This is a genomic window from Pseudonocardia benzenivorans CB1190 (genome assembly GCF_000196675.2).
GTDB classification, from domain to species: domain Bacteria; phylum Actinomycetota; class Actinomycetes; order Mycobacteriales; family Pseudonocardiaceae; genus Pseudonocardia; species Pseudonocardia benzenivorans.
Genome location: NC_015314.1, coordinates 36,063 through 56,652, shown reverse-complemented (window position 1 = coordinate 56,652; position 20,590 = coordinate 36,063). Strand labels below are relative to the sequence as shown.

Here is a 20,590-nt window from a genome sequence, read left to right as displayed (position 1 = left end):
GGCTCCGGTCGCCGCGCTTCCCGCCGCCGGGGCGCCGGCCGCCGCGCTGCCCGCCGCCGGGGCGCCGGGGGCCGAGTCTCGGGTGCTGGTCCTTGCGCCTGCTCGGCCCCTGCGAGACGACGTGGCCGGACCGGCGCAGGCTCGGCCGGCCGCGCCGAGCTCTACCCGCGCGGCCAGCACCGGCGCCAGTGGCGCGTTCTATCAGGCGGAGCAGGCGATCTCGGTCGGGCAGATGCTGTCGTCGCAGAGCTCGTGCACCGCCACGGTCGTCTCCTCGAGGACCGGCAGTGTCGCGGTCACCGCGGCGCACTGTGTGTACTGGCCCGCGTCCGGGCCGATGGCCGGTGCGTTCCCGGGCCGCGGCTGGGTGGCGCTGGATGAGTTCATCCCCGGCCGTACCGGGGACGCGACGCCGTTCGGGCGCTGGCAGATCGAGCGGGCCTGGGTCGACTCCCGGTGGCGCGACACCGGCGACATCGCCTACGACGTCGCGTTCCTGCGAATCCGTCCCCTGAACGGGCGCAGCGTCCAGGACGTCGTCGGTTCGGAGGGCATCGCGTTCACCGCGCCCACGGCCGGTACCGCGATCACCGCGCTCGGGTATCCGGTCGAGGCGCCGTTCGACGGGCGCAGCCTGCGGCGCTGCTTCACCAGCGCCGTCGTCGTCGACCGCAGCAGCGCGAACGCGCTGGCGATGCCGTGCGCGATGACCCCGGGTTCCTCGGGCGGGCCGTGGCTCGCCGGCTTCAACCCGGGCACCGGCGCCGGGACCGTCGTCGCGGTCACCAGCTTCCACAACGACGACACCGGGCTGCTCGCCGCCCGCCCCCTCGGCGACGTCGGCTACGCGCTCTACCAGGCCGCCGACCAGGCACAGGCGGGCGCCGCGTGAACTCCGGCACCGCCCACCAGGGCAAGGGCCGGGTCCGGGTCCGGGGCCGTCGGCCGGTGGGCAGGTAGGCCGGCGGTGGGGTCCTCACGCACGACGGTGGTCGTCGCCGCGGGCGCGGTGTGGTTTCTGCTCTGCACCGCCGTGCTGGGCGGGTTCGCCGCGATCGCCACCCTCGGCGGCGCGCTGGCCGGGGGCTGCGGCGGCGACGGCGGCACCGGCGGAGGCAGCCAGCAGATCGGGCCGCGGTCCTGGTCGGCCGAGCAGACCGGCAACGCCCAGACCATCGTCGAGATCGCCGTCGCCCGCGCCCTGCCGCGGCGGGCGGCGGCGATCGCCGTGGCGACCGCGATCGTGGAGTCCCAGCTCAACAACGTCACCTACGGCGACGCCGACTCCCTCGGGCTGTTCCAGCAGCGCCCCTCCCAGGGCTGGGGCAGCCCGGCCACCATCCTGAACCCGGCCCTGTCCACCGCCACCTTCTACGACCGGCTGCTGCAGGTCCCCGGCTGGCCCACCCTGCCGGCCGGGGTGGCCGAGCAGGCCGTGCAGCGTTCGGCGTTCCCCGAGCGCTACGCCCCCGCCGAACCCCCCGCGGCCGCGCTGGTCGAGCGGTTCTGGAAGGGCCCGGACAATCCGCCCCCGCCCACCGACACCGCGCCCGCGCCCGGCGGCGACGCGGCCGCGCAGGCCGCGGCGTTCGCCACGCTCGGCTGCGCCGACCAGGGCGGGTCGAGCATCCCGCTCTCTCCCGAGGATCTGGACCGCCACCACATGCCGCCCGGGTTCACCCTGCCCGCCGACCCGCAGCAGCGTGCCGCGGTCTCCTACGTCATCTCCAAGATCGGCGCCCCGTACGTGTGGGGGGCCAAGGGCCCCGACGCGTTCGACTGCTCCGGGCTGATGCTCGCCGCCTGGGCCTCCGCCGGCGTCCCGATCCCCGCCGGGACCGTCAGCCAGAAAAACGCCGGCACGCCCGTGGGATCGCTGTCCCAGCTCGCCCCCGGGGATCTGCTGCTCACCCCCGGCTCGCTCGGCTCGCCGTCCAACCCGCGCCACGTCGGCATGTATGTCGGGCACGGCGTCGTCGTCGACGCCTACGACAGCTCCACCGGCGTCATCGTCTCCCCGCTGTCGAAATGGACCCCGCAGATCGTGACCATCCGCCACATCGCCGGCCCGCCCGGCGAACCCGCCCCGCCACCGTCGGCGCTGGCCGCAGGAGCCCCCCGATGACCCGCAGCAGCAGTTCCAGCTTCCTGGGCCGCTCCGCGGTCTCCGACCAGGACCTCGCGCTCGCCGCACTCGGGTTCGGGCTGGCCATGGCCGCCTTCGCCGCCGGCGGCCTCCTGGTCGCCGCACTCACCGTCGCCGCCTCTTTGGCCGGGGGCGGGCTGTTCTGGGCCATGCCCGGGCAGGTCGTGCGGCTGGGGTTCGCGATCCTGACCCACCCTGCCGACCCCGGGGCGGCCGCCGGAGCGCCGTGGTCGGCGAGCCTCGCCGGTCACCCGGGCCTGTACTGGGTCACCGCGGCGGTGCTCGAGCTGGTGTTCTTCACCGCCGCCGGACTCGCGGGGGTGTGGGCGTGGCGGCGGTGGGGGCCCGGCCCGGCCGGGCACGCCACCCGCGCCGAGATTGCCCGCGAGCTGTCCCTGTCTGCTGCGCGGCGCACCGCCGCGTGGACCCGCCCCAGCCTCTCCTCCGCCGAACGGCGCCACGCCCCGCTCGAGGAGGTGGCGGCGCCGCTGCACCGTGATCGCCGCGGCCGCCGGCTGTGCACCCCGTTGGAGAACCCCACCGGCACTCTGGCCCCGACCCAGTCCGGGAAGTCCCGCCGCGACCTCGTGCACAAAGCCCTTGCCGCCCCCGGGGCGCTGCTGTGCTCGACGACCAAACCCGACCTGCTCGAGTTCGCCGCGCTCGCCCGGACCCGCCGCCCCCTGGCCGGGCCCGTGCTGGTGTTCGACGCCACCGGCGCCACCAGCTGGCCGGCGCGGCTGCGCTGGTCCCCGATCCAAGGCTGCCACGACCTGCCCACCGCCTACCGGCGCGCGCACACCATGGTCGAAGCCTCCGCGGTCGCCGTCGAAGCCGGCGGCGGCGCCGGAGCCGGGAACGACCGGGTCTTCCGGGAACGCGCCACGTTCGTGCTCGCCGCCTACCTGCTCGCCGCCGCGCTCTACCACCGCGGGATCGACTCGCTGATCCGGTGGGCCACCACCAAACCCGCCGACCTCGAGCCCGTCTCCATGCTCGAACGCCACTACCCGCAGATCGCGGCGAACCTGGCCGCGGAGATCGGGATGGTCGCCCGCACCGCCGACGCCGTCTGGATGTCGGTGCGGCGGGTCATCGAGCCCTTTCTCGACCCCACCCTGCGCGACCTGTGCTCCCCCCCGCCCGGGGACGGGTTCAACCCCCGCTCGTTCATCGGCCGCCAGGGCTCGGTGTTCCTCATCGCCGGTGAACACCAGGCCGCCCAAGCCACCCCGCTGCTCACCGCGTTCGCCGAGCACTGGCTCACCACCGCCCAGGAGATGGCCCTCGACTACCCGACCCGCCGCCTCGACCCGCCGGCCACCGCGGTGCTCGACGAGCTGCCCAACGCCACCCCGCTCCCCCAGCTCCCCGACATCGTCTCCGACTCCGCCGGCCGCGGCGTGATCATCCACTGGGCCGCGCAGTCACTGGCTCAGCTCGAAGACACCTTCACCCCCGCCCGGGCCCGGCAGCTGCTCGACAACACCACCACCCTCAGCGTCTGGGGTGGGCTCAAGGACTCCCACGCGCTGGAATGGCTGTCCACCCTCGCCGGGCACCACGACCAGGTACGGGCACAGCACCACAGCGAGGGCTGGTGGAGCGGCGGCAGCCGCAGCTCATACGGCATCGAAACCGTCCCCACCCTGCGCCCCGGCGACCTGCGCACCCTCCAACGGGGCCGGGTCCTCGTCCTGCACCGGGCACTGCGCCCGTTCCTCGCCCGCAGCGTCGACGTCACCCAACGCGCGGACTGGGACCAGCTACGGGCCGACGTCGACGGCGTCCGGACTGGCCGCCTGGCAGTCGATGGCCGCGGCTTCACCCCAAGCAGTCAGGCGGTCCAGCGGTAACGCCGGTCGGTTCGGCGCCGAAGCGTTACGTGTGCGCCGCTCCCTGCTCGCTATTGCCGCCCTGACCGCTGTCAGCCTCCTGGCTGCCTGCTCCAATAGCGCGACGAAGTCACCGCCAGTGGGCTTCGGCGTACCCGCAACAACGGCTGTTGCGTCGACAGACACCAACGCTGACGCGAAGACACAAACCCCGGCGGACATCGAGACTTATGGCCCGCGAGTTGAGCTGCCCGGGGGCATGCTGCTCAAGCAGCTTGGCAAGGTCGCGGAGACGAAGGCCACAGACAACCCCGGCCCGTGGGCCGCGCGGATCGTTCTCGACTCGATCACTCTCGATCCGAAGTGCGACCAGTACCTTCCCGCGCCGACCCGCGGGCACCGGCTACTCCTAGCCGTCCGTGTGGAGACCTCGGACACCTGGGGCTCGGGACTGGGAGTCCCGCAGTCGAGTTCGTGGTCCACGGTCGGTGAAGACGGAGTAACGGAGGGCCCAACTCAGATCGGTTACGACTGCCACTCGGGGAAGGCACTGCCCTACGAGATGAGGCCGGCTGCGAAGTACCGCGGCGAGGTCACGCTCGACACCGCGAACACGAAGGGGCAGCTGATCCTGAGCAATCTCTTCGCGTGGGACTATCCGATTCGCGCGTGATGCAACTCAGCCACGGGGGGCGCGCACCGGCGCAGCCGCTATTCCTCGGGTAATCACTCCTTGGCGGCTACCACGACACACGACACCCACGTTGACCCGGGGCACAGCCCCGCTCTTGACGCTATCGTTGAAGGACGCGGTCCGGGCCGGCAGCGAATGCCTCGCCTCGACGTCCGTTCGCGTGGAATACGAAGACTCTTCAGGCCGGCAGGTTCTCGCGATTGGCGTTTTCGGCATTGCTGTCAGTAGGTCTCGGCTCCCGGCCCAGCATTCACCGAATGTGACGGCGAAGGCGTTGATCACAGGGGCTCCTAGCGCATCGCCCATCGGGTGCGACCCAGCTCAGCGCCGGCTTGGCCTTACCCCTGCGTGGACTCACAGGGTCCGATGTCGTCATTTACAGAGCCCATCCCGTCGGACCTCCGCCCGGCGCGTCGGGCAGGAAACACCGATCTTGAAACAGCCCCAAGGCGGACCAGCGTCTGGAACACCCCTCTAGTAGCGTTGCCACTACCCGCGTTAGCAGAGTTCGCGGACGGTGCGGTAACGACTTCCGTGAAAGATGATCGGCGGACTACTAGGTCGAGCGCGGAGTGAGTGAATCCGGAGAAGTACGATCAGGTGGTCACCCGCCGGCACTTCTTGCTCGAGCGAGCAGTTCAGAAAAGACACTGACCCGTCGATTGCTAGGGCGCCTCCATAGGAATCACTGGTCGTAAGCCCGTCGAACCGCCGCTCAGTTGGGCCGGCGAGGCGTGTGGCGATCTTTTCCTGTCGTGCGCCGAGCACGCTGAGTCCGAGTCGTGGGCTAGTTCGCAGATGAGGCCACGTGGTTGACGAGTGTTGGACACAGAACGACACAAGAGGTGGGCGCAGCGACACCGGGACGAAGGAACTGACGACCATTCCACGTGGACGCTTGTCGGCAAGTGCGCAGATTCCGACTACCCCGGTGGGGTGGCACCCATAAGCTGCGCGGAGGCTGGTGTCATTCAACTCGAAAGCACCAGGACTGTTTGGGTCGATCAGGGACTCTAGTGCTGTGGGACTGCGGTTAGACGCCACGGCAGGCCTCCGCGAAGTCCCGGGCGGGGGTGTCGTCGCCCAGTCCGAGGATCGCGGTGCGCACCCGTTCGGTGGTGGCCTCGTCGGTGACCAGCGCCATCGACCCGGCGAACTTCTCGGCGATCTCCGCGTTGGTGAGCGGCCGCTCGTCGTGGCCCCGGTTCACCTGCTCGCGCCGTGTCAGCACCCGCCCGTCGGTCAGCTCGATCTCGACGTACCCGGAGTAGGCGCGTGGGAAGGCGCTCTCGTCGTCGGGCGACACGCTGACCCGGCGGGCGAGGTCGAGGATCTCGGTGTCGTGCAGCGCCTCGTCCTCCAGCTCGGCGAGCCCGAACCGGCCGCGCGAGAGCGCCGCGGACACGACGTACGGGAGGCTGAACTTGGCGTCGTACTCGTCGCGCGGCGCCCACTTGGCCTCGGCGGGCTCGCAGACGACCTTGCCGGGCACCGGGTGGATCGCGCAGCGGACGGCGGCGATGTCGGCGGGTCGCAGACCGTGCTCGGCGCGCAGGTCGAGCACGGCGTCGGCGAACGCATGGATGAAGTGGCAGATCGGGTAGGGCTTGACCGCGGTCCGCATGAGCTCCCACTGCGTGCCCAGGCCGGCGCCGAGCGCGCCGGGGTCGGTCTCCCGCCCGGCGAGGTGGGTGTTGAACAGCCCGAACCGTCCCTCGTAGACGGCGGGCGGGCCGCTCCAGCCGAACCGCGCGAAGCTCGCCGCGGTGATCCCGCACATCGCCGCCCAGCCCGGGTGCTGTCGTTTGGTCCAGGAGCCGTCCTCCAGGAACTCCAGCAGCCCCGCCGACATCGACCCGACGATGCCCTGCGCCGCGACGAGACGGTCCGCGTCGAGGCCCGCGAGCTTGCCGGCGGCCACGGCCGCGCCGAACGCGCCCGCGACGGCCGTCGGGTGGAAGCCCACGTCGTGGAACCCGCCGGCGCCGCCCAGCCCGACCCGCGCGGAGACCTCCACCCCGAGGACGTACGCGGTGAGCAGGTCGCGCGTGGTGGCACCGGCCGTCGTCGCCGCGGACAGCGCCGCGGGCAGCGCCGCCGCCGTCACGTGCGTGACGGCGGGGATGTGGGTGTCGTCGAAGTCCATGCCGTGGATGAGCACGCCGTTGAGCACGGCCGCGTCGCGCGGGTCGAGCCGGTCGGGCATGGCGAGGACGGGATGGTCGCCCGCGGAGAGGGCGGACAGCGCGTCGCGGGCGACGGCCGGGAAACCGTAGGCCGTCGAGGCGAAGGCAAGGCCGACCGCGTCGAGCACGAGGTGCCGCGCGCGCTCCAGCACCTCGGCCGGGATGTCGCCGTACTCCAGCGCGGCGCCGAACTCCGCGATCCGGCCGGACATCATCGTGCGGGCCGGGCTCTCGATGCTCACAGCAGTACCTCCGGGTTTAACGAAACCTTGTGTTGCCGCGACAGACTCCACAGAACGATGGTCATGTTTCGAACTCCGAGCACAATCAAGTCTTCGAATTGGATTTGCGCAAGAAGTTCATCACCGCAGAGGTCAATCGTGTCGCAGACTCGGGGTGGGTACTTATTGCGTGAGGCGCGTCCGGGAGGTAGAGCATCTCGTGGGCGGGTATACGACCAGCGACTTCCGCACCGAGGCGCGGACCGGTGATCCAGTCGTGTGGGCCGGACTGAATAATCAGGGTAGGGCACGATATTTGTGGAAGATCCGGAATGGTGTTGTGAGTACGACTGGCGTCGATCAGTGCCAAATGCCCATCAGTCGCATAACGGATGTCTGCCCAGGATCCCTGGGGGCCGAGGAGGTCGTCGTGATGTGTCGCGAAGTAGTCCGGTAGGTAGCACATGGTCGCGCAGGCACTCTGGAAGGACTCAAACGAGTTGAGTCGGAGCTGGTAGAGCGCGTCGAACTGGGCCGCCAGCAATGGATCTGCGTAAGCCCACGATTGTCCGAGGATCGCGCTGATCACGATGTCTGGATGACGGAGGGCGACCTGTTGAGCGATGCATCCGCCGAGTCCACCCCGTCCGTACAGGTGCGCCTGTGGAATGCCCAGCGCGGTCAGGAGAGCGCGCACATCGTCGGCGTAGAGATGAGTACTGGGTTCCCTGCCCAGCCCGCCAATAGATCGCCCGATGCCTCGATGGTCGTAGACGATCAGCTGGAACTCGTCCAGCAGCTCGCGGGGGTAACTCGCGAACCCGTGCCCGGCGCCCGTCCCCCAGCCGGTAAGGCACACAACGGGCGTCCCCTTGCCTATGACTTCGTAATACATCATGAAGTCATCGATCGGGACGTGTGGCACGACGCCTCCTACGGTGCAGTGATGGGATCGGCTCTTGGGCGGGCACGTGGCTTTGGCTCAGCCCGTTTGCCAGCGGTCCAAGAAATGGGTCAACGCCTCCTGGGTCGAGGCGGCCCGAGAGATACGCCGAGTCCGTCATCGCTCCGTCGGCGCGGACACGAGTCATGGTCGGCCCTCCCTTTAGGAGCGTAAGGTCGGGCGCGAGGGGTGTCTGGCGGGAGAGGCGCTCGAATGCGTGCCCGGCTCGACAACAGGCATTCTCGTTCCAGGGGCGGGCTGTGAACTGGATCGACAGTGGCATTCCGGCGGTGGTGAGACCGGCGGGGACCGCGAGAGCGGGGAACCCTGTGAGGTTTGCGTGTGCGGTCAGCAGCGCGTACCCGTGATGGAGGGGTACGGTCTCGTTGTCTATGGTGAGTTCCAGCTGGTCCAGCCGGGGGGCAGTGGTCACGGTGGTGGGCGTGAGCAGGACGTCGACCGGGTCCAACGCGGCGTAGGTGCGACGCTGCGCGTCGGCGCGTCGCTGGAGGAGCTCGAAGTAGGCGGCTGCGGCCACTCCGCGACCGGTGCCCAGACGGCGGACCGTCACGGGATCCATGCTGTCGTGATGGTTCGCGTGGCTCTCGTGCACCCACGATGCTTCCGCGAAGACGATTTCGTAGGACAAGTCGTGTAATTCCCGGGCCGGCGGCAGTCCGGTGAGCGGAATGATCTGGGCGCCGGCGTCACGAAAGATGTCGGTGGCGTCCGCAACCGCCCGCGCCGTCGCGGAGTCGACAAGCGACTCCCACCACTCCGGCGCGATACCAATACGGAGAGAGCGAACGTCCACCGCTGAGTGCGTCGGCTCATAGTCGGCGGGGACCGTGCGCGGATCATGCGGGTCGAATCCGGCAATGATGTTCAGCAGCCGGGACGCATCCGAAACCGTGCGGGCCATTGGACCGACGACCTCGGCATGCCACGAGCACGGCATCACGCCGCGGCGACTGACTCGCCCCATCGTCGGCTTCAGACCGACGACGCCGCTCCAGGCTGCCGGCATTCGGACCGAGCCGCCGGCGTCGGTCCCGACGGCGAGGGGAATGGTGCCGGCCGCGAGGCCGGCGGCCGCTCCGCACGAGGATCCGCCGGTCCAGTGCTGAAGGTTCCAGGGGTTACGCGTGGGCCCGAAGCTGGGGTTGAGCGGACCACCGATGCCGAACTCGGTCGTCGCGTCCTTTGTCACGACGATCGCGCCCGCGGCGCGGAGTCGGGCGACGACTGTGGCGTCGGTCTGCGCGCGTCGACCCAGATAGATGCTGGAGCCGCCCGTGCACGGATGGCCAGCGACATCGATGACGTCCTTGACCCCAACGGGGATGCCCTCGAGAGGGCGAGGCGCCCCGGCGCGCCAACGCTCCGTGGACTGGGTTGCAGCGTCAATGGCGGCATCCGACGTGGTGTGCCAATGGGCATTGATGACCGGATTGACCGCGGCGATGCGTTCAAGCGTGCGGGAAACTATCTCTCGTGGAGAGAACTCGCCCTTATGGTAGCCGGCGAGGATTTCGGATGCGGTGTCGGGGACGAGGTCGCTCGTCACGTCGGAGTCCCAACGAGTCGTCGGGTGACTTGCGTCAGCCGAACACCTTGGAGCCTGCAGGCCTGCAGGGCCTCGTCGTCGGGCGCGGCCGATTTCCGGGACACGAACGAGCCCCCGTAGGGGTTGCCGGACTCCATCAGATGTGGGTCGGTGTAGCCGAGCGGGACGACGATCGAGCCCCAGTGGTAGAAGATGTTGTTGATCGCGAGGATCGTTGACTCCAGGCCGCCGTGTCGTGTCGAGGCGCTGGTGAAGGCCGTCCCGAGCTTGTCGACGAGCTTGCCCTGCATCCAGAGTCCCCCGGTGGTGTCGAGGAACTCCTTGAGCTGGCCGGCCGGCCCGCCGAAACGTGTGGGGCTCCCGAGTGCGATGCCGTCGGCCCATTCGAGGTCGGCGAGGGTGGCGGTCTCGTCGTAGGGGTTGTCCTCGACCCAGGCGCGCCAGCGCAGGTTGCGATCGATCGCCTCGGCCGGGGCGAGCTCGGCGACGGGCCGTACCCGCACTTGGGCGCCCTCCTTGGCCGCGCCCTCGGCGAGCGCCTCGGCCATCGCCGCGACGTTGCCGGTCGCGGAGTAGAACACCACGGCGATACGCGGCGCCAGGTGGTCACCGCTGATCGGGTTACCGCTGCTCACCTGATCACCGCCGGTCACGAGATCACGGCCTTGCCCGCGAGCAGCGACTTCGCGACGACGGTGCGCAGCACGTCGTTGGTGCCCTCGCCGATCGACATCAGCGGAGCGTCGCGGTAGAGCCGCTCGACCTCGAACTCCGTGGAGTAGCCGTACCCGCCATGAATACGCATGGCATCCATCGCGCACGACAACGCCGCCTCCGACGCCGCGATCTTCGCCATCCCCGACTCGGTGTCCATCCGCACCCCCTCGTCCATCCGCGACGCCGCCCAGTACGTCATCAACCGGGCCGACTGCAGCGCCACCGCCATCTCCGCCAGCCGCAGCTGGATCGCCTGGAACTCACCGATCGGCCCACCGAACGCCGTCCGCTCCCGCGCGTAGGAAAGCGCCTCGTCATAGGCCCGCTGGGCCACACCGACGCTGCGAGCGGCGATGTTGATCCGGCCGGTCTCCAACGCCGACAACGCCTGCTGCAGCCCGCGGCCCTCGACCCCACCGAGCAGCTGCGACGCCGGGACCCGCACGTCGGCGAGCACGACCTCGCACGACTCGGTGCCCTTGTAGCCGAGCTTGCCGATGTCGGCGGTGACCTCGAACCCCGCCGAGTCCGCCTCGACCAGCAGGATCGACATCCCCCTGTGCGCGGGCGTCGCGGCCGGGTCGGTCTTGACCAGCACCGGCAACGGATCGGCGTGACGCGCGTTCGTGATCCACATCTTGGTGCCGTTGACGACGTAGTCGTCCCCGTCACGCTTCGCGACGGTCGTGATGCCCTGCAGATCGGTCCCCGCACCCGGCTCGGTCAGCGCGATCCCGGTCCGGCGCGCACCCGTCGCCAGCTCGGGCAGGTACTTCTGCTTCTGCTCCTCGGTCCCGTGATGGGCCAGCATCCAGCTCGACACCGAGTGGCTGCCCAGGATCCCCGCGATGCCCATCCAGCCACGCGAGATCTCCTCGAACGTCAACGCGAAACTCACATTGTCCGCGCCCAGCCCGCCGTACTCCTCCGGGATCACCAGACCGAACAGGCCCAGCTCGCGCATCCCCGCGACGATCTCGGTCGGGTAACGGCCCTCCCGTTCCCAGTCACGGGCGACCGGCACGATCTCCCGGTCGACGAACTCGCGCAACGTCTGCCGGAACAGCCGCTGCTCGTCGTTCAGCCCGAAGTCCATCTCAGTCCTTCCCCATAGCGGTCGCGCCGAGTGCACCGGATGCGCGTAGCGCCGCGATCCGGTCGTCGTCGTAGCCGAGCCCGCGCAGCACCGACTCGGTGTGCTCGCCCATCGCCGGCGCCGCGCGGGTCGGCGCCCGGTCCTCGCCCGGCGGCCCGACGCGCACCGCGGACCGCAGCGATCTCACCGTCCCGAACCGGGGATGCGACGTCTCCGCCACGAGCTCACGCGACAGGGTGTGCGGGTCGGCGAGCGCGCCCGCGACATCGTTGATCGGCGCACACGGGATCGACGCCGCATAAAGAGGTACCAGCCACTCGTCGACGGTGCGCCCGGCGAAGATCTCCTCCAGCAGCGGGACGATCACCTCACGGTGCCGGGCCCGGTCGGCGAACGTCGCGAACCGCGGGTCCGCGGCCAGCTCCGGGCGCCCGATCACCACGGTCAGCCGCTGCCAGAACTTCTCCTTCGCACACCCCACGACGAGCCAGCCATCGGAGGCCTCGAAGGCCTGGAACGGGATCAGCGACGGGTGCGCCGAGTGCCGCGTGCGCGCCGGCTCGAAGCCGGCCGTCATGTGCCACGTGCCCGGATAGGTCAGCAGGCTCACCGCGGTGTCGTAGAGGCTGACATCGCAGTCGGTGCCGACACCGTCACGCCGCGCCGCGTGGATACCCGCCAGCAGGGAAATCGCCGCGACGTAGCCGCCGGAGTAATCGACGAGCGAGATACCGGTCTTCTGCGGCGCCCCGCCCGGCTCACCGGTCAACGACATCCACCCACCAAGCGCCTGCAGCACGTAGTCGTAGCCCGGCTCGGCCGCCCGCGGCCCGGTCATCCCGAACCCGGTCAGCGAGCAGCACACGATCCGCGGGTTGACGTGCGCGAGATCGGCGTAGCGGATGCCCAGCTTCGCCGGCACGTCGCCGCGCAGGTTCGAGTAGACGGCGTCGGCGCCCCGGACGAGGTCCTCGAACACCTCGCGCCCACCCGGGGTACGGATGTCGAGCGTGATCGACGACTTGTCCCGGTTGAACGACTCGAAGAACAACGAGTCACCGTCCTCGGCATACGGCGGGACGTGCCGACCCACGTCACCGCCCACGCTCGGGTCCTCGATCTTGACGATGTCCGCACCCAGCTCGGCCAGGTGCATCGACCCGAACGGCCCGGCACCGTACTGCTCCAGGGAGATGATCCGGACATCCTCCAACGGCCTCACACCCGCACCGGCTCATCGTCGAGGGTCATGGGCTTCGCCGCCTGCGGAAACGACGGCGCGGCATTCTGTGCGCCACGTCGGTGCACGTAGAACGTGCGACGGAAGCTGAGCACCTCCGTCGCATCCTGGTTCAACGTCCGGGTCCTGATGGTGACGATCCCGGCTTGCGGTCGACTCGCGGACTCCCGCTTGCCGAGCACGATCGATTCCGACCACAGCGTGTCGCCGGCGAACACCGGCGCCGTGAGCTTGAGATCGTCCAGGCCCAGGTTCGCGAACGCGTTCTGTGTGGTGTCGACCACGGACTGCCCTATCGCGATCGCGATCGTCAACGGTGACGCAACGAGCATCCGTCCGAACTCTGACGACTCCCCTACCTGCGCGTTGAAGTGCGCCTGGTTGGTGTTCATCGTCAGCAGGGTGAACCATGTGTTGTCGGTCTCGGTGATCGTGCGGCCCAACGGGTGCTGGTAGACGTCGCCGACCTCGAAGTCCTCGTAGAACCGGCCGGTCCAGCCTTCACGCAGCCCTGGCATCACAACTCCCTGAACGGTCATATGTCTGACATAATGAAGTCGCCGCCGCACGCGGCGAAAGTGGTCCCACGCCGGCCCCGGATCAACCTGCGACGTACGATGGCCGCGCGCCGTCGACGTCTGGAGTTGTGGCTGGTCAAATGGCAGGACATGTCACCGGCGACGCTGCGCCCGCCGCGACGGGCCGCAAGGTGCACCTGCGTGTGCAGCGGATCCGCCCCGCATATCAACAGATCGCCGATGAGCTACGCACGCAAATCGTCAGCGGCCAGCTCGGTAGTGGTGACCGACTTCCGAGTGAGCCCGAGCTCTGCAAGGCCTTCGGGGTCAGCCGCAGCACCATCCGCGAAGCGCTGCGGGTGTTGGCTAGTCAGAATCTGGTCGAGACCCGGCGTGGAGCGACGGGCGGGTCCTTCGTGTCCACACCCGACCCGGAGCGGAGCGTGGCCGCGCTGGGGGCCAGCCTCGGGATCCTGGTGGATACCCCGCGCCTGCATCTCGACGATCTCCTGGAAGCCAGGCTTCTCCTTGAGCCGATGGCTGCACGCCTTGCGGCCGAGCGCGCCGATACCGACACGATCAGCGCCGTGCTCGCTGCCGCGGATTCTCCACGGCAGCCATCGGACCCCAGGAGCTTCTCCGGACATTTCGACTTTCACTCCACGATCCTCATGGCGACCGGAAATCTACTGTTCACGATGATGGGGCAGCCGGTCGCTGACGTTTTGCGGACTCGACTGCACCGAGCCGAGGTCGTCAGTAGCGCAGAGTGGGATCAGGCCAACGAGTCCCACCGAGTTATCGCCCAGCACATCGCCGCGGGCGACCCGGCCGCGGCCGAGCAGGAAATGCGGAACCATCTCAATGACCTCCGCCCGCTCTACCAACGCGCCGGGTCCTGGTAGAGCGGGCGGACTGCCGGACCGAGCAGACTAGTACGGCTGTCATTTCAGTAGCGGGATGACTTCCTTGCCGAAGCGGTCGATGTCGGTCAGATAGTCCTGGAACGTCAGCATCATCCCGGACACACCGTGGACGGCACTCAGCTCCCTGAGCCTGTCCGCGACGGTCTTCGCATCGCCCACGATCCGCCCGATGGTGAACATGAAGCCGTCGGATCCGAGCATGATGTGCTTCGTCGACGCCTCGTCAGTCGACGTGTCGGTAGAGGCCATCCCCATCATGTTGGCAACGGCCTCGAAGTCCTGGTTCTGACGCCAGCTCTCGACCGCTTCTTCCGCTTCGGCAACGGAGTCCCGCAAGACGATGGTATACAGCGGGTAGGCGCCGACCCGACGACCGCTCGCTGCGGTCGCTTTCTGGAGACGTCCAGACTGCGCGGTCAGGTCGGCGACCTCCGGTTTGCCGATCAGGAACTGATAGTCGCCCAGCTCGGCGCAGAACTCGATCCCTCGATCGGAGCCCCCCGCGCACACAAGTTCGATCGGATGCTTCGGCTTGGGGCCGAGCATGCAGTCGTCCATCTGGAAGAACTGGCCCTTGAAGTTGGAGCGGCCGGTCTCCCACAGCTCCTTCATGATCTTCACGTACTCGGTCGCGTGGTCGTAGCGGTTGGAGAAGTGCTCGTCGCCCGGCCAGATGCCCATCTGGGTGTACTCGGGCTTCTCCCAACCCGTGACGATGTTCAGGCCGAATCGCCCGCCTGCCATGTCCTGGATCGTCGCGGCCTGCTTCGCGCACAACGGCGGCGGCGTCGTCAGGGTCGCCACCGACGCGTAGAGCTTGAGACGAGTCGTCCGGACGGCGAGGCCCGCCATTACCGCGAAAGAGTCGAGTGTGTGGTTCCACGGCTCGGTCGGGCCATCGAATCCACGCAGCTTGACCGGCGCGAGTAGGAAGTCGAAGCCGTAATGCTCCGCCTTCAGGGCCGTCTGCTCCATCAGGAACCAGTCCGGGATGAACTGTGGCGAGTTAGTGGAGAACACCCACCCGTTGTTCATCGTCGGCATGAAGAGTCCGAGCTTCATCTAGCCCTCCCGTCGAGTGGGACCCGCGGCGCGTGGTCAGGGAGGCTGGTCGCTCACCGACCGCCCCGCCTCAACCGACTCGTCCGCGAACCCGAGGCGACCATGCCTTGGTGGGGACGGACTTTAAAGGTCTGACATATTGACGTCAAGACGACCGGTGGGCGACGCTCTCCTCCGACAAGGAGCCCGCTGGTGCTCGTCAGAGCACCGGCGAGCACGCACCAACCTGTTCGGAGGACGCACGGTGTTGATGGACGACAGCGATCTCGCAGTTCCTGTTGTGGCCGCTCGCGCGGCACGCCTCGGGCGGAACCTCGATCCGAAGGAGACCGAGGAGCTGGCAGCTGCCGTTGCGTCCAACGAGGCGACGTATCAAGTACTCCGCGCGCGCCCGGTGAGGTTGATGTCCGGTCGAACCGACCACGCGCTCGGGGACGCCTGGCTGCGCCCGGGTGCCCTCGACAGCTCCGTCCCCGACTCGAACAGCGACGGTGAGCAGTGACTGCCGACGTCGCGACCCTGGGCATCGACGCCCTTCTCGACGCATACGCCCATGGCGACACCAACCCGGTCGAAGTCCTCGCGGCAAGCAGGGCAAGAATTGCCGCCTACGACGAGACGCTCAACGCGATCGTCACCGTGATAGCGGAACGCGCCGACAGAGCTGCCGAAGAGGCGGCGCGCCGGTGGGCAGCCGGCACGCCCCGCCCGCTGGAGGGCATCCCCTTCGGCGTCAAGGACGTCTTCGACGTGTCCGGTGAACGAACCACAGCCGGCTCGCGGCTCCACGCAGACCGCATCGCCACACAGACCGCCACGGTCGTCCGACGAGTAGAAGCCGCCGGAGCCGTCCTGGTCGCCAAGGAGGGCACGACCGAGTTCGCGATCGGCGGGCCGTGGAACCCGTTGAACGGGCCGGTCCGTAACCCCTGGGACACCGCTCGATGGAGCGGAGGGTCCTCGAGCGGATCCGCCGCCGCCCTGGCGGCCCGCTACTACCCGATCTCGATCGGTTCCGACGCGGGCGGCTCGATCCGAATCCCGTCGGCGTGGTGCGGACTCACCGGACTCAAGCCCACGCACGGCGCTGTCCCTCGTACCGGGGCCGTCCCACTGTCCCCGACCACAGAGACCGTGGGACCCATGTCGCGCAGCGCAGCGGACACGGCTCGCCTGTTCCAGATCATCAGAGGTCAGGACCGCCGCGACCCGCGGTCACAGCCCTACCCGACGCAGGGACGCGACGCCGTTTGGCCCCCGAAGAACGTGACGGTCGGCATTCCGGACACCTTCTTCTTCGAAGTCTGTGACGACGCAGTGAGGGCCGGATACGACGCGTTCGTCGACGTGCTCCGACAAGCAGGCGCCCAGACCAAGCACGTCCGTCTGCCGTCGGCGGAGCTTGCACAGACGGTGGGCTATCAGGTGCTGTTCACCGAGGCCGCGGTGACACATGCCGAGCACGCCAGCCGCCTCAAGGACTACGACCCCGTTCTGGTGCAGCGGATGCACGCCGGCCTGTTGACCTCGGCCGCCGACTACCTGCGTGCTCTGCAGTTTCGCCATGAACTACAGCTGGAGCTCAGCGACGTGTTCCGAGACGTCGACGTCATCGCGCTGCCCGCCGCTCCCTCCACCGCCCCCAACCTGGACGAACTTACCGTCAACATCAACGGTCGAAAGTTTCCGCTCTACGAGGCGCAATCGCGCTCCACGATGTTGTGCAACCTCTCAGGCGTGCCGGGCCTGGTCTTGCCAACGGGGCTCGACGAAGGAGGTTGCCCGACGTCCGTTCAACTCGTCGCGCCGCCGTTCCGGGAAGACGTTGCCCTGACCCTCGCGCTGGGCTTCCAGGAACTGACCGACAGCCACTGCGCCTTGCCCCCGTTGCTCGAACGGGAAACCGCGTCCTAGCGTCCGGGGGCAGCGAGTGTCGCCACACCGTCGTTGGGTCCTCGTGCACGTCGTACCCAGCGTGTGCTGCACGAACGCCCGGCGCGGCTGTGAGGAGCAGCCGTCCCGGATCTGATGCCGCGGTGGTCCTGCTGCTGCAGCTGCCCGCGGGGCCGGAACGGCCTCCGGCGCCCCGGGGGCCGAGGCACTGGCCTGCCCGGGCCCCTGCCCCTCTCGCGGCGACGTCGGGCTATCCGCGGAGTCGACCGTGTCCACGACAGCGTCAGGGCGCGTTGCGCGGCCTCCGGCTGGTCGTCGCCGCCCGACTCCCACCCGTCGGCTCCGGTACCGGACCGGCGCTGCAGCCCGATGCTCGGCAGCGCTCGGCAGCGCTGCACCCCGCAGCGGGCTCGACCGCCGGGTTGTTCGAACCTGCACGAAGGGGCCGCGAACGGTGCCCACGCCGTTCCGGGCCGGTCCGCGGGACGTCGGTAGAAGGGTTCCGCGGCCTCCGCGTGCGCCGTCGCTGGTCGGAGACGACCGCGCGACGAGCCCCGGCGGCGCGACGCCGGCCGGCCGGGGGGTACCTCATATCGCGGCGAGACGAGCCCGCAGCGTGTCGAGGGCGCGCAACGTGCCGTGAATTCGGTGGTGGCGGTCCAGGCTGAGAACGGGGTCGCTTGAGCGGAGCTCGGCGACCACGAGCCCGGCGGCAGCCAGGGTGGCGGGTGTGAGCGCGTCATCGGAGTAGTCGGCGTCGACCTCGTCGAGCCATTCCTGCGCCGGGTGGGACGCGCACTGGTCCGGGTGAGCGGTGTGTTCGGCGTTCCCGCCGTCACCGAGGACCCGGCGGGCCTGGAGGAGCAGGGCGAGCAGTACGGCGCGGACCTCGTCGCGGTGGTCGTCGATCCAGGCCTGCCGCGCATCGCGGGCCCGGTGCTCGCGCCGCGCGGTGCGGGTGAGTTGTTCGTCGGGGCGGTCGTACTCGAGCAACCCGCTCAGCCGGTCGAGCCGGTCGCGCACCCCTTGCCGGGTGGTGATCCCGAGCGGCGCGCCGAGGTCAGCCAGGGACAGCCCCGCCGAAAGGCCCTGCCGGAGCAGCCGGCGTTCGGTGCGCCGGTCCTCCCACCAGCACCAGGTCCACAGCACCAGGGCGTCGGCGTGGTCGGCGGCGGCGACCCAGCGCGGCACCCCGACCGGGCCCCGGTTCAGCACGAACTCGAGCACGTCGCGCGGGTCGGTGCCCAGCTCGGACCGGCGGGGATCGTCGATGCGGGCGTGCCGGCGGTCGATCCGGGCGATCGCCGCGTCCCGCTCGACGGCCGAAATTTTCGGGGGCGTGGCCACGCGTCAGATTTTCACAGACGCAAAACCGGGCAGTTGGCAGCGCCGCGACGAACCCCCGCGGGATGTTAGGAACGGGCTCGATGGCTTCCGATAATGTTCAGTTAGCGGAAGTGAGGATCGCCCGGTTTCCCGCCGCCGACGCGGCACCGGCGCGACGGCGGCCGCGCGCGGTTATGACAGGTTCGGCGACGACCGAGGGGGCCAGGGGGCTCGATGAGCGACGCGTCTCCCCGGCCCTCCCCCGCCCTCGTGCCGCTGCCCGCCGGCGCGACGCCGCTCGAGCCGGTGGCTCTGGGGGACGGGGCGGCCGGATACGCGGCCGCGGCCCGGGCCCCGCGGACCTGGCAGGCCTACCGCACCGATTTCCGCCGGTTTCAGCGCTGGTGCACCGCCCAGTCGCCACCCGTCCCGGCGCTGCCCGCCACCCCCGCGACCGTCGCCGCGTATCTGGCCGCGCACGCGGCCAGCCACCGCCCCAGCACGCTGGCCCGCTGGTGCTCGGCCCTGGCCGTGGCCCACGACCTGGCCGGGCACCCCTCCCCCACCCGCGACCCCGCCGTGCGCACCGTGCTCGCCGGCATCCGGCGCACCCACCGCGCCCGCCCGCACCGGGTCGCCGCCCCCGGCCCGGACCAGCTGCGCACCCTGCTCGCCCCGCTCGACCCCGACCAGCCCCGCGACGCCCGGGACCGGGCGCTGATCCTGATCGGGTTCGCCGGCGCGCTGCGCCGCAGCGAGCTCGCCGCGCTCACCCTGGCCGACCTGGTCCTCGACACCGACGGGCTGCGGGTGTTCATCGCCGCCTCCAAGACCGACCCCACCGGCACCGGGCACACCCGCGGCCTGGCCTACGGCACCCACCCCGACACCTGCCCGGTCCGGGCCTGGCAGGCCTGGCTGCACCACCGCCACCCCAGCCACCCCAGCCACCCCAGCCAGCCCGTCCCGGACCGCGGCGGGCACCCCGCCCCCGCACCCCCCACCCCGCGCGCGGGGAGCGCGTTCGTGGGCATCGACCGCTGGGGGCATCTGGCCACCCGCGGGCTCAGCGACCGGGCCATCGCCGCGATCATCAGCGACCGGGCCCGGGCCGCCGGGCTGCCCGGGCACTGGGCCGGGCACTCCCTGCGCCGCGGGTTTGCCACCACCGCCTACCGGGCCGGCACCGCCGAGATCGCCTTGATGCGCCACGGCCGCTGGCGCTCCCCCGCGGCCATGCGCGGCTACATCGACGAGGGCACCGTCTGGACCGACAACCCCAGCCGCACCCTCGGCCTCTAGCCACCGAGCCCGCAACGCCGGCGGCCGGTAACGAGCGGGGACTGGGGCGGTCCTCCGCGACCCGCCGCGACCCGCCTGCCACTGCCGCCGAACCGGCGGGTGCCGCTCCGTGCCGGCCGCGAGCACCGATCGGCCGGTCCGGCTCCGCCACCGACCCGCGGGGCGGGCAGGTGCCGTCACCGGGCGCGGCCCGGTCTCCCCGAGAGGTCGAGACCGGCCCGCCGGGGCTCGCTCACCCAAGCCAGAGGACATCGAGCACGTCCACCCGGCGTTGCGCCTCGAGAATCAGATAGGTCACCAGGCCCTCGCCGGCGGCGCCGAAGGCCAGGGTGCGCACCGGCGCGTCCGGGTTGGCCAGGTTGAGCGACTCGCCACCCCACGGCGCCAGCTCGAGCATCGCGCGCACCTCGGCAAAGGCCGCCAGCGCCCCGGCGGGAGGGCCTCGATCTGGGCGCGCGACTGCGCATCGACGCTGACCTGGTACACCCCGACGACGCCGCCGGGCTACAGCGGGTGTGAGTAGTTGAGGTACAGGAAATCCCGGTGAGATTGATCTTGCTTGGGTTCGCCTACCTGGGGTTCAGCCAAGGTGAGGCCAAAAGCCACAATGCCGCGATGAGCGCGGTCCTGAGGGCATGAACATCGAGGTCTTGGTCGTGCCGGACTGCCCGAGCGAGGAGCCCGCGGCCGACCTGCTGCGGCGAGCGCTGGACGATATTGGTCTGCGCGACATCGGGTTCGCCACCCGCGTGGTCACGGGGCAGGAAGAGGCCGAGCGGATCGGCTTCACCAGCTCGCCGACCATCCTGGTCGACGGACGCGACCCGTTCGCAGAACCGGAGGGTCAGCCGAGATACGGCCGGAATGGATAGCAGCGCGATCTTGAGTGTGTGATCGGTGCCCCTGCGGACCGATGTG

20 protein-coding genes are annotated in these 20,590 nt (G+C 70.0%); 9 read left to right on the top strand and 11 right to left on the bottom strand.

Going from position 1 to position 20,590, the window contains the following annotated elements; genetic code table 11:
• Positions 1-313: 313 nt before the first annotated feature.
• The 4 genes from PSED_RS33825 (at position 314) to PSED_RS33810 (ending at position 4,654) form a co-directional block, all read left to right on the top strand.
• Complete coding sequence (locus tag PSED_RS33825) at positions 314-892, top strand: trypsin-like serine peptidase (protein WP_049803812.1); 579 nt, start codon at positions 314-316, stop codon at positions 890-892.
• Positions 893-967: 75 nt separating this feature from the next.
• Positions 968-2,125 carry a C40 family peptidase gene (locus PSED_RS33820; RefSeq protein ID WP_013678715.1) on the top strand — a complete coding sequence of 386 codons (1,158 nt, stop codon included), beginning with the start codon at positions 968-970 and terminating at the stop codon, positions 2,123-2,125.
• A complete protein-coding gene (locus tag PSED_RS33815; protein ID WP_013678714.1) occupies positions 2,122-4,002 on the top strand; it encodes a type IV secretory system conjugative DNA transfer family protein in 1,881 nt (626 codons plus the stop codon). Before PSED_RS33820 ends, PSED_RS33815 begins: the two co-directional genes overlap by 4 nt.
• 238 nt (positions 4,003-4,240) lie before the next feature.
• Complete coding sequence (locus PSED_RS33810; RefSeq protein WP_013678713.1) at positions 4,241-4,654, top strand: hypothetical protein; 414 nt, start codon at positions 4,241-4,243, stop codon at positions 4,652-4,654.
• A 519-nt stretch (positions 4,655-5,173) separates the two neighbouring features.
• Here the strand turns inward: PSED_RS33810 and PSED_RS33805 are convergent.
• The 8 genes from PSED_RS33805 to PSED_RS33770 all read right to left on the bottom strand — a co-directional run bounded on the left by PSED_RS33805 (position 5,174) and on the right by PSED_RS33770 (position 13,163).
• The gene (locus PSED_RS33805; RefSeq protein ID WP_407692858.1) at positions 5,174-5,680 is read right to left on the bottom strand and encodes a flavin reductase family protein; all 507 of its coding nucleotides are present in this window, start codon (positions 5,678-5,680) and stop codon (positions 5,174-5,176) included.
• Positions 5,681-5,708: 28 nt separating this feature from the next.
• Positions 5,709-7,103: an MmgE/PrpD family protein gene (locus PSED_RS33800; RefSeq protein WP_013678193.1), complete on the bottom strand. Its 1,395-nt coding sequence runs from the start codon at positions 7,101-7,103 to the stop codon at positions 5,709-5,711.
• Between the two features lie 85 nt (positions 7,104-7,188).
• Entirely contained in the window at positions 7,189-8,007 is an 819-nt protein-coding gene (locus PSED_RS33795) for an alpha/beta fold hydrolase (RefSeq protein WP_013678711.1), read from the bottom strand.
• Positions 7,985-9,592 (bottom strand): amidase, encoded by a 1,608-nt coding sequence (locus PSED_RS33790; protein ID WP_013678710.1) that lies wholly within the window; start codon positions 9,590-9,592, stop codon positions 7,985-7,987. The genes PSED_RS33795 and PSED_RS33790 overlap by 23 nt, the downstream gene beginning before the upstream one ends.
• Positions 9,589-10,194, bottom strand: coding sequence for an NAD(P)H:quinone oxidoreductase (wrbA, locus tag PSED_RS33785; RefSeq protein ID WP_041763398.1), 606 nt, complete (start codon positions 10,192-10,194; stop codon positions 9,589-9,591). Before wrbA ends, PSED_RS33790 begins: the two co-directional genes overlap by 4 nt.
• Before the next feature lie 47 nt (positions 10,195-10,241).
• On the bottom strand, positions 10,242-11,405 hold the full coding sequence (locus tag PSED_RS33780; protein WP_013678708.1) for an acyl-CoA dehydrogenase family protein: 1,164 nt from the start codon (positions 11,403-11,405) through the stop codon (positions 10,242-10,244).
• Position 11,406: 1 nt separating this feature from the next.
• On the bottom strand, positions 11,407-12,627 hold the full coding sequence (locus PSED_RS33775) for a CaiB/BaiF CoA transferase family protein (protein ID WP_013678197.1): 1,221 nt from the start codon (positions 12,625-12,627) through the stop codon (positions 11,407-11,409).
• A complete protein-coding gene (locus PSED_RS33770) occupies positions 12,624-13,163 on the bottom strand; it encodes a MaoC family dehydratase (protein ID WP_013678707.1) in 540 nt (179 codons plus the stop codon). The genes PSED_RS33775 and PSED_RS33770 overlap by 4 nt, the downstream gene beginning before the upstream one ends.
• A gap of 140 nt (positions 13,164-13,303) precedes the next feature.
• Here PSED_RS33770 and PSED_RS33765 point away from each other — a divergent pair, with 140 nt between their 5' ends.
• Complete coding sequence (locus PSED_RS33765) at positions 13,304-14,068, top strand: FadR/GntR family transcriptional regulator (RefSeq protein WP_013678706.1); 765 nt, start codon at positions 13,304-13,306, stop codon at positions 14,066-14,068.
• Positions 14,069-14,107: 39 nt separating this feature from the next.
• Here the strand turns inward: PSED_RS33765 and PSED_RS33760 are convergent, their stop codons facing one another.
• Positions 14,108-15,151: an LLM class flavin-dependent oxidoreductase gene (locus PSED_RS33760; RefSeq protein WP_013678705.1), complete on the bottom strand. Its 1,044-nt coding sequence runs from the start codon at positions 15,149-15,151 to the stop codon at positions 14,108-14,110.
• A 250-nt stretch (positions 15,152-15,401) separates the two neighbouring features.
• Here PSED_RS33760 and PSED_RS33755 point away from each other — a divergent pair, with 250 nt between their 5' ends.
• Together PSED_RS33755 and PSED_RS33750 are read left to right on the top strand one after the other, a co-directional pair.
• Positions 15,402-15,653, top strand: coding sequence for a hypothetical protein (locus PSED_RS33755; RefSeq protein ID WP_407692857.1), 252 nt, complete (start codon positions 15,402-15,404; stop codon positions 15,651-15,653).
• On the top strand, positions 15,650-17,065 hold the full coding sequence (locus PSED_RS33750; protein ID WP_013678703.1) for an amidase: 1,416 nt from the start codon (positions 15,650-15,652) through the stop codon (positions 17,063-17,065). The genes PSED_RS33755 and PSED_RS33750 overlap by 4 nt, the downstream gene beginning before the upstream one ends.
• A gap of 567 nt (positions 17,066-17,632) precedes the next feature.
• Here PSED_RS33750 and PSED_RS33745 read toward each other — a convergent pair.
• Positions 17,633-18,391 (bottom strand): hypothetical protein, encoded by a 759-nt coding sequence (locus PSED_RS33745; protein WP_013678702.1) that lies wholly within the window; start codon positions 18,389-18,391, stop codon positions 17,633-17,635.
• 213 nt (positions 18,392-18,604) lie between these two features.
• Between PSED_RS33745 and PSED_RS33740 the strand changes: the two genes are divergently transcribed.
• Positions 18,605-19,672 carry a tyrosine-type recombinase/integrase gene (locus tag PSED_RS33740; RefSeq protein ID WP_013678701.1) on the top strand — a complete coding sequence of 356 codons (1,068 nt, stop codon included), beginning with the start codon at positions 18,605-18,607 and terminating at the stop codon, positions 19,670-19,672.
• A 232-nt stretch (positions 19,673-19,904) separates the two neighbouring features.
• Here PSED_RS33740 and PSED_RS33735 read toward each other — a convergent pair whose 3' ends face one another.
• Entirely contained in the window at positions 19,905-20,069 is a 165-nt protein-coding gene (locus PSED_RS33735; protein WP_013678700.1) for a hypothetical protein, read from the bottom strand.
• Positions 20,070-20,307: 238 nt separating this feature from the next.
• Here PSED_RS33735 and PSED_RS33730 point away from each other — a divergent pair, with 238 nt between their 5' ends.
• Positions 20,308-20,544 carry a hypothetical protein gene (locus PSED_RS33730; RefSeq protein WP_049803811.1) on the top strand — a complete coding sequence of 79 codons (237 nt, stop codon included), beginning with the start codon at positions 20,308-20,310 and terminating at the stop codon, positions 20,542-20,544.
• Positions 20,545-20,590: the final 46 nt, after the last annotated feature.

What these genes read in the sequence shown, in the direction of transcription:
- PSED_RS33815 (WP_013678714.1), top strand. Translation starts at nt 2,122, where the DNA reads ATGACCCGCAGCAGCAGTTCCAGCTTCCTGGGCCGCTCCGCGGTCTCC.
- PSED_RS33810 (WP_013678713.1), top strand. Translation starts at nt 4,241, where the DNA reads ATGCTGCTCAAGCAGCTTGGCAAGGTCGCGGAGACGAAGGCCACAGAC.
- PSED_RS33780 (WP_013678708.1), bottom strand. Translation starts at nt 11,405, where the DNA reads ATGGACTTCGGGCTGAACGACGAGCAGCGGCTGTTCCGGCAGACGTTG.
- PSED_RS33770 (WP_013678707.1), bottom strand. Translation starts at nt 13,163, where the DNA reads ATGCCAGGGCTGCGTGAAGGCTGGACCGGCCGGTTCTACGAGGACTTC.
- PSED_RS33765 (WP_013678706.1), top strand. Translation starts at nt 13,304, where the DNA reads ATGGCAGGACATGTCACCGGCGACGCTGCGCCCGCCGCGACGGGCCGC.
- PSED_RS33760 (WP_013678705.1), bottom strand. Translation starts at nt 15,151, where the DNA reads ATGAAGCTCGGACTCTTCATGCCGACGATGAACAACGGGTGGGTGTTC.
- PSED_RS33755 (WP_407692857.1), top strand. Translation starts at nt 15,402, where the DNA reads ATGGACGACAGCGATCTCGCAGTTCCTGTTGTGGCCGCTCGCGCGGCA.
- PSED_RS33740 (WP_013678701.1), top strand. Translation starts at nt 18,605, where the DNA reads ATGAGCGACGCGTCTCCCCGGCCCTCCCCCGCCCTCGTGCCGCTGCCC.
- PSED_RS33735 (WP_013678700.1), bottom strand. Translation starts at nt 20,069, where the DNA reads ATGCTCGAGCTGGCGCCGTGGGGTGGCGAGTCGCTCAACCTGGCCAAC.
- PSED_RS33730 (WP_049803811.1), top strand. Translation starts at nt 20,308, where the DNA reads ATGAACATCGAGGTCTTGGTCGTGCCGGACTGCCCGAGCGAGGAGCCC.